Annotated in this window: 5 protein-coding genes and 2 pseudogenes; 3 read left to right on the forward strand and 4 right to left on the reverse strand. The window is 59.0% G+C overall.

The features are described 5' to 3' along the window. The first annotated feature begins 1,935 nt into the window (after positions 1 to 1,935). Together ABIB66_RS43835 and ABIB66_RS43085 are read left to right on the forward strand one after the other, a co-directional pair. A pseudogene (locus ABIB66_RS43835) lies at positions 1,936 to 2,812 on the forward strand (tyrosine-type recombinase/integrase). An 11-nt stretch (positions 2,813 to 2,823) separates the two neighbouring features. Then, positions 2,824 to 4,024, forward strand: a pseudogene (locus tag ABIB66_RS43085) (IS91 family transposase). Between the two features lie 372 nt (positions 4,025 to 4,396). Here ABIB66_RS43085 and ABIB66_RS43090 read toward each other — a convergent pair. The 4 genes from ABIB66_RS43090 to ABIB66_RS43105 all read right to left on the reverse strand — a co-directional run bounded on the left by ABIB66_RS43090 (position 4,397) and on the right by ABIB66_RS43105 (position 8,132). After that, positions 4,397 to 4,531 (reverse strand): hypothetical protein, encoded by a 135-nt coding sequence (locus ABIB66_RS43090; RefSeq protein ID WP_256379033.1) that lies wholly within the window; start codon positions 4,529 to 4,531, stop codon positions 4,397 to 4,399. Positions 4,532 to 4,541: 10 nt separating this feature from the next. Further along, positions 4,542 to 5,498, reverse strand: a complete 957-nt coding sequence (locus tag ABIB66_RS43095; RefSeq protein WP_354260027.1) for an ABC transporter substrate-binding protein — start codon at positions 5,496 to 5,498, stop codon at positions 4,542 to 4,544. A 381-nt stretch (positions 5,499 to 5,879) separates the two neighbouring features. Next, a complete protein-coding gene (locus tag ABIB66_RS43100) occupies positions 5,880 to 6,350 on the reverse strand; it encodes a Cif family virulence factor (RefSeq protein WP_018460466.1) in 471 nt (156 codons plus the stop codon). A 1,290-nt stretch (positions 6,351 to 7,640) separates the two neighbouring features. Next, positions 7,641 to 8,132 (reverse strand): cupin domain-containing protein, encoded by a 492-nt coding sequence (locus tag ABIB66_RS43105; RefSeq protein ID WP_354260030.1) that lies wholly within the window; start codon positions 8,130 to 8,132, stop codon positions 7,641 to 7,643. Positions 8,133 to 8,352: 220 nt separating this feature from the next. On the opposite strand from ABIB66_RS43105, the gene ABIB66_RS43110 reads away from it, so the two are divergent. Next, positions 8,353 to 10,143, forward strand: a complete 1,791-nt coding sequence (locus ABIB66_RS43110; RefSeq protein ID WP_354260033.1) for an adenylate/guanylate cyclase domain-containing protein — start codon at positions 8,353 to 8,355, stop codon at positions 10,141 to 10,143. Positions 10,144 to 10,339 lie beyond the last annotated feature (196 nt).

Raw genomic sequence — 10,339 nt, forward strand, 5'->3', positions numbered from 1 at the left:
AACCTCCCGCGACTTCGTGCCTTGGCGCTTTTTGGACGCCGGTCAGGCAAGCGTGCTGCGCGTCTCTCGTTGCCGGCGTCCAAAAACCTGCACAAGAGGAGACAAGGCCAAGAATTCCCAACTCTGAATGCTCACTGGCAGACTACCGTGCCGGATACTTTGTTGGATTTGAGAGGAGCCGCGGGCATACAAATTAGAATTGTTCAGCACATATCACTCCGCAATGAGCACGAGATCGCGCAACATAGGTAGTGCGCTGCCCGCCGAAGAACGGGAAACACAAATTATCCGGCGTTGTGGTGAAGGTGGATTCATTTGGTAAATCGCGCAGCACGGTACACAGAGCGGAATTTATCGGGATTGCACCATCGACAGGTGAGCCGCCATCCCTGGCACGAACATCGTCAATGGTCCGAGAGGGACCGACGTACCGAAACAGGCCCTGCTCTTCGCAAATAGAGGCGCGTTGGGCTTCGAAGTGTATGTCCCGAATACATGTAGCGCTCAGCGCGGCGGATGCATTCACCCTGGCTGCTCTTATGGCATTTGATTGAGCCGCACTGAAGCTGCAATCTGTTCGGGTTGCCCTGCGCCTCGCGCTTGTGGAAGAGCCTCCCTCGACGCATATGATGTTTAAATTCTGGGCGGATGCTTGCTGGCAGAGCGAAATGTCTGTCACGACCATCGTTAGCAATATAGCGATGGAAAGAATCAAACGTTTCATTGCAACCTCCGTAGTGCTCCGAGACATTAACGTTCCCGTGTAGCGCCGATAGCATGGCTCGGTGGCTTAGGTTGCGTACCGCGCAGTATGCTCGTCGAAGCTAAGCATTGCGTAGTCGTAAGAAACTTGCCTCTAAGAAACCGGCTCGCGTTCGCTCTGCTGGTGCCCCGAGTTAGTGGCATGCTCGTATTAAGAGCACGTCACTCCACAGCGGGCCCGCGCTCTGGCCGTGAAGTTGGTCACGCGACCGTTGTTGAAAATACAAAATCCGTGGTCAGCGCCAGCCGGCGAAGTCGAAGTCGCTGCTTCGTTGGGCAAATCCCGGACGACCGCGCATAGGCGCAAACCACCAACACCAGATTGCCCAATACCGATAGCTGCGTTCGGCGTCGTCGAGCCCGTAGTGCCCACCGGGCCGGTTTGATTTACGTCGTGGGAGGTGGCCGGACGCAAGCCGATATTTCCACAGGCTCTCGCGGCCATGGCACGGCTAGCCCGGCTAAGGCATGTCGGTGCAAGTGCAGCACTGGCATTCGCGCGTGCACGCAATGTTGCTAGGTTTCGAGCCTGCGAAGGGTCGCAATCCGAAGCATCGCCCCTACGGCGCGCACTTACCGGAATGTCTGCGCCAGTCACTTCAACGCAAGTTGGAATAGAGAGGAGCTGGGACCGGGCGGCTTGCGAGAAGACAGGAAGACAAACGAAAGCAAAACAAAGAGCGAGCAAGGATACCTTCATGACAACCTCCGCTAGCATGTGATCAGCTTATTTAACTCGGTGGAGCTTGACTAGCTTTTATTGCTACTAACCCGCGAGGGCCTTGACTCTCATCGAGGCACAGCATTTGGGCCGTGATGGCAACCGCTTGGGATTGGTACGCCGCCGACGAGTGTGAACTCGCGTCGCCTCATCCCCCGCCGCCGAGACTCGGGGCAGGAGATTGTAGCCGATCAAATGGAGGCCATTAAGGACATGCCGGATGGTCGCTACGGGTCCACAAGCAGCCCTTGGGTGTCCCGGCTGGCATGTCCGGTTGAACTTCGGGAGCGGGCATCACCCGCGCGGGTACGGAGGTCCGAGATGGGCCAGAGGACTAAACCGCTCGCGCGGTAGGCACGACGGCCGGCAGCGCGGCTGAGAGGATAGCGCAACGAGGCGTCCTGTCTTGAGATGAGGGGTTCGCAACCTTCACCCAAGACAGGAGCATCCCCATGACCGACGAGGCCACGAGCCCGTTGCGGCGGCGCATGATCGAAGACATGACGATCCGCAAGTTCGCGCCGAAGACCCAACATGACTATGTGCAGAGGGTCAAGAACTTCGCGGTATTCCTCGGGCGATCGCCGGAAACGGCGAGTTTTGAGGACGTGCGGCGCTACCAGCTGCATCTGGCATCGAGCGGCGTTGGCGTGCCGACTATCAACCAGACCGTCTCGACGCTGCGGTTCTTCTTCAAGGTTACGCTCAAGCGCAACGAGATCGTCGAGCACACCCACGTCATTCACGAGCCGCGCAAGCTGCCGGTGGTGCTGAGCCCGGAAGAAGTGGCGCGCCTGCTCGATGCGGCACCGGGGCTCAAGTACAAGGCGGCGCTCAGCGTAGCCTATGGGCGCCGGCCTGCGGGCCAACGAGGTCGTCTCGCTCAAGATCTCCGACATCGACAGCAAGCGGATGATCATCCGGGTCGAACAGGGCAAGGGCGGCAAGGACCGTAACGTCATGCTCTCCCCACACCTGCTCGATCTGCTGCGCGCCTGGTGGAAGGCGGCACGGCCACAGGGCTGGCTCTTCCCTGGCCGCGATCCGGCCCAGCCGATGACCACGCGCCAGCTCAACCGCGCCTGCCACGCCGCTGCCCAGATGGCGGAGATCAACAAGCGGGTCTCGCTGCACACCTTGCGGCACAGCTTCGCCACTCATCTCTTGGAGCAGAACATCGACGTGCGCGTGATCCAGGTTCTGCTCGGTCACGCCAAGCTCGATACGACCGCGCTCTATACCCGCGTCGCCACCAAGACGATCAGCGAGGTCATGAGCCCGTTGGAGCACATCGCGATCAAGCTGAAGGAGGCCCGGCCGCCCGGCTGACCGAGGCCGGCGTGTCTCGTCCGGCTCTGGAGGTTGCGGATATCTTCCGCGACCGTGGCCCCGGCATGGCGGCAGGCCCATGCCGGCCGTGTCAGCCTCGACCAGTTGAAGGTGATGTCGGCGATCGAGAGCTGCCGCACGGCGGCGCTCGGCGGCCATGTCGCGCGCTGCGAGGACTGCGCCTACACGTCCATCGCCTACAACTCCTGCCGCAACCGGCACTGCCCGAAGTGCCAGGGCGCCGCGGCGAAGCAGTGGCTCGCCGATCGCCAAGCCGAGCTGCTGCCGGTGCCATATTATCACGTCGTGTTCACGCTGCCGGCCCGGATCGCCGACATCGCCTACCAGAACAGGGCCATCATCTACGATCTCCTGTTCAAGCTCTCGGCCGAGACGATGCTCACGATCGCCGCAGATCCGAAGCATCTCGGCGCCAGGATCGGTATCACGTCCGTGCTGCACACCTGGGGCTCGGCCATGACCCACCACCCGCATGTGCACATGATCGTGCCGGGCGGCGGCATCTCGCCCGACGGACAGCGCTGGGTGTCCTGCCGGCCGGGGTTCTTCCTGCCGGTGCGCGTGCTCTCACGCCTGTTTCGGCGGCTGTTCCTAGGTCGCCTCGCCGCCCTCCACCAGGCCGGGCGCCTGAGCTTCTTCGGCAACGACGCTCATCTCGCTGCAGCGCAGTCATTCGCCGCATTGCTTGCAGCGTCGCGCAAGACGGAATGGGTCGTCTATGCCAAGCGTCCGTTCGGCGGACCACAAGCCGTGCTGGCCTATCTGTCGCGCTATACTCACCGCGTCGCCATCGCCAACAGCCGCCTGATCGCCCTCGACCAGCACGATGTCACCTTCAGATGGAAGGATTATCGGGTCGAAGGCCGCGACCGGCAAAAGCGGATGACGCTCGCCACAGACGAGTTCATCCGCCGCTTCCTCATCCACGTGCTGCCAAAAGGCCTTCACCGCATCCGCCATTACGGCCTGCTCGCACGGGGCGTCTGCGCCGACAATGTCGCACGCGCGCGCGAACTGCTCGCCGTCAGCGATCGTGAGGATGAACCGACCGAGACCATCGTCGACAGCGGCAAGCCACCGTGTCCATGCTGCGGCGGCCGCATGATCGTCATCGAGGTTTTTGAGCGAGGTGCAATGCCGCACCGCCAATCGACCGCGCCAATCAGCGCCATCAGGATCGACACCTCATGACCGCGCATCGGCCATTCCGCAAAGCTGTTCGTCATGCCCGCCGCTCATCGACCGGCCACGGCGCAGCGCACCCGAACGCTCATCGGTCGTCGCCCATTCGTCGATCATTGATCGCGTTCGACAACGTCCACCGCCCATTCGATGATAGCGACGGCGTCGTGCCGCGCGCTGCACCGGTTCGAACTCCATCACTAAGCTCGCCTGCAGCGCTCAAATCCCCATAGAGCCTGCCGCATCAGTCCTGCCCACCATGCGCGGTTTCCTCCCTTGGAGGCTTTCGGACGCCGGCCGCCCGAATGTGCCGCGCCGTCAATCATGCGGCCGGCATCCGAAACCCTTCACAACAGCAGACTCGTGCAGCGCAGAAGATCGTTATTCAATCACCTCGTTGGCGCGGCCGAGCAGCGTCGCAGGGAGATCGATGCCGAGCGCCTTGACCTTCGAGAACATCGGTATGCTCCCGGTCCTCAACCCGGAGGTCTGCAATGGGTGGTCATTAGCGGACATCGCTGAGCGCTTAGCGCACGTCCGCTTTAATCAACTCGTCAGCCCTCGCGACCAAATGCTGAGGAACAGATAGGCCCATATCTTTGGCAGCTTTGAGGTTGATCGCAAGATGGAATTCGCTCGGCCCTTCGACGGGCAAATCACTTGGCTTTGCCCCGTTGAGGATCTTCTCGACGAAATATGCGCCCCGACGCCATATTCCATCAATTGTCGGACCAAAGGCAAGCAGTCCGCCGCTCTGCACCCATTCTCGATATTCATGGGCGTTCGGAATCTTGTTTTCTATTCCGAAGTCGACAATCCTCTTGCGATCAAAGACGAACATCGGATCGGTGACGGTAGTCATCGCATCAATCATCGTATCCTGCCTTTTGCGCAGGATTGAAGCAAACGCGACCTCAAATTCCGGCGGTGAACGAACTTCAAACGGCTGCGCTTCAATTTCCAATTTTTCAAATCCCGAAGAAATACTGTTGAGATGATTGCTGGCGTAGGAGGGAAGCGGATTGTAAAGAACTGCCAACCGCGAAAGTTTTGGAACAATTTCTTTCAAGAACTCGACACGTTTGACATCGCGAGCAGGCGAGAGATTGTCGATACCCGTAAGGTTCCCGCCAGGATGTGAAAGAGACGAGTATAATTTGGTTTCAACGCCGCCGCGGCTCGAGAGCACGACAATGGGAATTGTCGCAGTAATCCTCTGCACCAAAAGTCCGGGGTAATTTCCCACAGCCACGATCACGTCGACATTCTGTCGGACGAGATCGGCAGCCATCCCGGGCAGAAGTTCCGAATGTCCTTTTGCCTCCCGCCATTCGATGGTGAGATTGTTGCCCTCCGAATAGCCGCGATCACTTAGTTCGCGAACGAAGCCGTTTACCCAAGGATAGCTGCTCAAATTAGCCGTCAGATATCCAATGCGGTAAATCTTTTTAGATTGCTGCGCTTGAGCCGCCAGCGGCCACACCGCAGCGCCGCCGAGTGCCGTATGAACTCGCGCCGCTTCATGTCTGATGCCTCGGCAAAGCCTAGAGACAACCTATCACTCGCCCCAAACTAACACATTGGGGCCGGCCAGCCATGACCTCTGCCACAGAATCTCAAGTACGCCAGCCAGCCGCGCGATGTGCGGCGCGGGTTCAAAAGCGAAAAACTCAACGCGAGCATATTCAGTCCGCTAAGCCCCATGGAACGGACCTCAATGAGACGTGGATCGGCCACTTGCAGACATCGCGCGAGCGGTGTGCATTTCGAGGCAACCGTATTTCGCTTTCGGACGCGTGCAGCAAGATCAAACGCCCACCCTCAAAGAGGATGGGCGCGTGGTGACTTACGACATGATGACGTCCTACTTCTTCTCGGCGCTGGCTTCCTTAGCTGGAGGCGGCTTCATGCCGACGGTCAACTGGCGGATTTTTAAAGCGCCGCCTTCACGTATGTCGATGGCGCCCCAGAACACTGTAACCTTGGTGGCGTCGCCGCTCTTAGGGTCCTTACCGAAGATGTCGGTCTCGCCGTTGGCAACGACCAGATCGTTGTTGATGACCGACATGTTGCCGACTCTGATCTCTATATGATCGGTGCCGTTCTTGAAATTGTTTTCGTATACGGTCTTGAGATCGGAAAACACACCGCCCGGGTTGATCTGGACCCCGTCCTTTGTATAGAGCGCAGCGACACAGGCCGCGTCTTTCTTGGCGACGCAGTCGGTGTACGCGACGGCTAATTTTTCGGCCTCCTGCTTGACCTCATCGGCCAGTGCCGGTGCAGAGATGAAGGCGGAAGAACACAATGCCAAGAGCAATGAACGTCGCTTCATAGCAACTTCCCCTCTGGTTGTGATGCACAATTGCATCGCGACGTCCTCCTGACGTAGGACGTCGCGTTGCATTTGTTCCGAGGGGCATTCTTTCGTTAGGCTTTAATACTACCGGCTTGTGAGTATATGCCATTTTGCACCGCTTGGCGCGCGCCTACCTTGGTCATCGGCGACGGGGGCGGGCATTCCTCGATAATGCGGCGAATGCGGTCGGGAAAGACAGGCAAGTTGACGCATGTGACAGATGAAAGTGTCTTGCTCGACGCGCGCGATGGCCTTGTTATCCAGATTGTTACCAAAGCGGGCGGCAAACGGCCCAAGCAATTGTCGGATCGCTATCAAGCGGCCAGAGGCACGCACATCCCGATCCAGCTACTTGTGCGCGACCGCACCGCTCGATAGGCCCACTAGTGAGAGGGAGTCTCGGAACTCGGCCTGCGGGACGCACAATGCGTTGCACTATCACTGATCTTGTCGGGGACCCATTCCTCCGCGGTTGAGTCCCCATGAGGAGTGTCGTCGAAGTGTTTCCAGAGTGGCCGCTTTGGCTTGCTTTCACCCTTCTGGCGGTTTGCATTCAGTGCGCGGAGTTGGACGACGAGCACCCCAGCCATCATCACCCATTCGCGAGCGCTATATCGGGAGTTCCATTTGATTGCGGCGAGCATTGGATGCCTCCTTTAAAGTAAGAAGCCTCTGCCACATTAGCGTGGGGCAAGGATGCAGGGATATAAACTACCTCACAGTTTGCCAACATCTTCGACATAGCCACGGGCGATCTCACTGCGCGGCGACTGTAACCTACGTTCGTTCGGTACTCGGGCGTCATTTGCCGGGCCATCAAAACGCCCGCGACGATGTGTAGGATTGTTTTTTGGTCGCAAAGGCACGTCTCTCTTAGAGAGTGGACTTTATCGATCGTAGGTGCGCTCTCCATGGAGGTCAGCGCATGCTCCGTCCAAGGACCGGTCAAAAGCGGTCCTCCACCGGCTGCGCGCGGCAGGTCGGCCAGGACCAGAAGCGGAAGTCGCTCCAGTGTAAACAGGCGAGCGGGATGGGAGCGAAGGCTTGACCTTTTCTCTGCCTCGAAGCCGAACCATATTTTCGGCTAGCCGCCGCGCAAGTACTTCCCCGCGGTTGGTTAGGCCCGGCACCGGCTTACGGACGGCGACCGGGCCGTCTCTGAGTCGCGCGGTAGAAAGCTGTTGTCCGTCGATTTTGTAGCCCAGCGAGCGAGGGCCAATCTCCCGACCTAGCGTCTCAGCCTCTGGGGCAAATGATCGAGCACGCCTATCGGTATTCTGCACCATATTTGAGACCAATCGCGTTGATCTGCTCCCGCGTCATTTCCTTTCGAGGTTCGCCCGGTCTGCTGCAGGTTTCGCGGAAGAAACCGTCGAGACCCGGGGGCACCATGATCCACAGCAGAACCAGTTCCTGATCTGGACTGCTGAAACCATGCCACGTGTCCTTGGGTATGAAAATCGTTCCGCCTCTTTCGCAACGATGACGCACCTCGTTGAGGGTGACCGTGCCGCCGCCTTCCAGAATGTAGAAGGCTTCATCCCTTTCGAGGTGCCGGTGGACCGGAATGCCAGAGCCCTTGGGTAGCTGCTGCGTGCCCAGGCCAAGACTATGAGATCCCGTTACGGGGTCGAGCTTGATGAAAATGTTGCCGCCATCGCGAAAATGGATCAGGTGTTCACCCTCGTCGGCACTCAGCACATAGCCTCGCGGCATCGGCTTGCGGGACTTCGCCTCGATCTCCTTGCTGTTTGGCATCGCGCGCTCCATTCGCTAATACTCAACGATGAAAACGCTACAATAGCAGAACGCTGCGCCGCGAGCGACGGCCAGCCAAGGGCGGCTGCAGGTCAAAAGCTGTCCTCCACCGGCTGCGCGCGGCAGGTCAGCTACGGGCCAACAACCGACATCAGCTTGGGCGGGACTCCCCTTGGAACGCGATCCGTCGTACGGTCTGCTGTGGATTGGATCGCGCGCCATGGTGCAAGAGCGGACAAGCCGGGTCGGACGCAGGTTGTCGGCGATAGTGGCTGCCGACGTGGCTGGCTATTCGCGACTCATGCATCATGACGAAGAGGCGACCCACGCCAAGCTGACGGCGCTGCTCGCGGACGCTGTCGAGCCCGCCATTTCGGAACACGGCGGCCGCATCGTTAAGAACACCGGGGACGGGTTCTTGGCAGAGTTTGCGAGTGCGGTCGAGGCTGTTCGAGCTGCCATTCAGTTCCAGACCCGCATAAAGGAATTTACAATCGCTGATGCGAAAGACCGACGTATAGCTTTCCGGGTGGGTGTGAACATCGGCGACGTCATCGTCGAGCCCAATGACATCTTTGGAGATGGCGTCAATATTGCGGCACGGCTCGAGAGCATCGCAGAACCCGGCGGCATTTGCATCTCGTCTTCTGCTTACGACCAAATCCGAGGCAAGGTCGGCATTGAGTTCGCCGATCTGGGCGAGCAAACCCTCAAAAACATTTCCCGCCCGGTCCGAGCGTATGCCGCAATCCCGGATGGATTTAGTCAGGCGATACAGGCTGACGGCCTCAGACTGACCCCGCTTTCGCCACCTCGTCTTTCCATCGTTGTGCTGCCCTTCGCCAACCTCAGCGGCGATGCCGAGCAAGACTACTTCGTCGATGGTGTGACCGAGAGCCTGACCACGGACTTGTCGCGCATCGACGGGTCATTCGTCATCGGACGGCACACGGCATTTACGTACAAGGACAAGGCATTTGATCTCAAAAAAGTCGGCCGTGAGCTGAATGTTCGCTACGCACTTGAAGGTTCGGTGCAGCGGTCTGGCAACCAGCTTCGGGTGAACGTGCAGCTCATTGATGCCGAATCTGGCAATCATTTGTGGGCCGAACGCTTCGATAAGTCCGTAGCCGATTTGTTCGATGTGCAGGACGAAATCGTCTGTAGGCTCGCTAACACGGTGGATGATAAACTGTTAGTAGCTGAGGCGCGACGAGCGGAGCGCTCGCTGCATCCTGATGCAACGGACTTGGAGTTTCTAGGCAGGGCCAGCTTTAACAAGGGACAGACTCCTGAGAACCTCACAGAAGCACGTGGCTTTTTCGAGCGTGCTTTGGCGCTCGAGCCCAGTCACGTCCGAGCACTGCTCGGCATTGCGTTAGTTGACATGGCAATTGGCAACGGTCTTGTCCCTGAAGACCGGACGGCTCGGTTCGGGATGGCTGAAGCAACCTTGATCAAGGCCCTTTCCCTGGCTCCAGAAAGCGCTGCTGCTCACGCGTACCTCGGCATTGCCAAAATCAGTACGAACCGCGGGGCGGAAGGTATTGCTGAGTGCAAGCATGCGCTGGCGCTGGATCGAAATTTGGCCTATGCCCACGCCTGCATTGGGTTAGCCAAACTCTACACCGGTCGTGCCGCCGAAACTGAAGCTCATGTCCAGGAGGCGCTCCGCCTCTCGCCCCGCGATGCGAACGCGTACTATTGGATAATGTTTCTCGGTACCGCCAAAATACTTATCCGTGCTGACGCGGAAGCGGTTGTGTGGCTTCGCCGGAGCATCGATGGCAATCGCAATTTGCCGTTCGCCCACTTCGCTCTTGCCGCTGCACTAGCGAATTTAGGGCAGCTGGACGAGGCGCACGCCGCAGCCCAAGCAGGACTTGCCCTCTTTCCAAGCTACACGTTACGTAGGTTTCGCAACGGAGCGCTAAGTAATAACTCAACCTATCTCGCGGAGCGCGAGCGCATCTACGAGGGCTTGCGCTTGGCCGGGGTACCTGAGGGCTGATGTCGCTTTTGGGTCATTCGCGTCGGTTTGGGGCTCGGATGCAAACGTCCGGTCTACCCCTGTTAGCCGACATACAGCTGCACCACGCCAACGGAAGCGATGGGCCAATGCACAAAGTCGCTGCGCTCCAGCCCGCTGCGCGGGAGCAAGGCCCGATAGGCCGGTAGTCGGTCGAGAAGATCCCAATAGCCGTTGG

Origin of the sequence: Bradyrhizobium sp. F1.13.3, assembly GCF_040548265.1 — a bacterium.
Taxonomy (GTDB): Bacteria; Pseudomonadota; Alphaproteobacteria; order Rhizobiales; family Xanthobacteraceae; genus Bradyrhizobium.

Bases quoted from the DNA above. Each gene is read 5' to 3' on its own strand.
- ABIB66_RS43090 (WP_256379033.1), bottom strand. From the start codon at position 4,531: ATGTCCGCTAATGACCACCCATTGCAGACCTCCGGGTTGAGGACCGGG.
- ABIB66_RS43100 (WP_018460466.1), bottom strand. From the start codon at position 6,350: ATGAAGCGACGTTCATTGCTCTTGGCATTGTGTTCTTCCGCCTTCATC.
- ABIB66_RS43105 (WP_354260030.1), bottom strand. From the start codon at position 8,132: ATGCCAAACAGCAAGGAGATCGAGGCGAAGTCCCGCAAGCCGATGCCG.
- ABIB66_RS43110 (WP_354260033.1), top strand. From the start codon at position 8,353: ATGGTGCAAGAGCGGACAAGCCGGGTCGGACGCAGGTTGTCGGCGATA.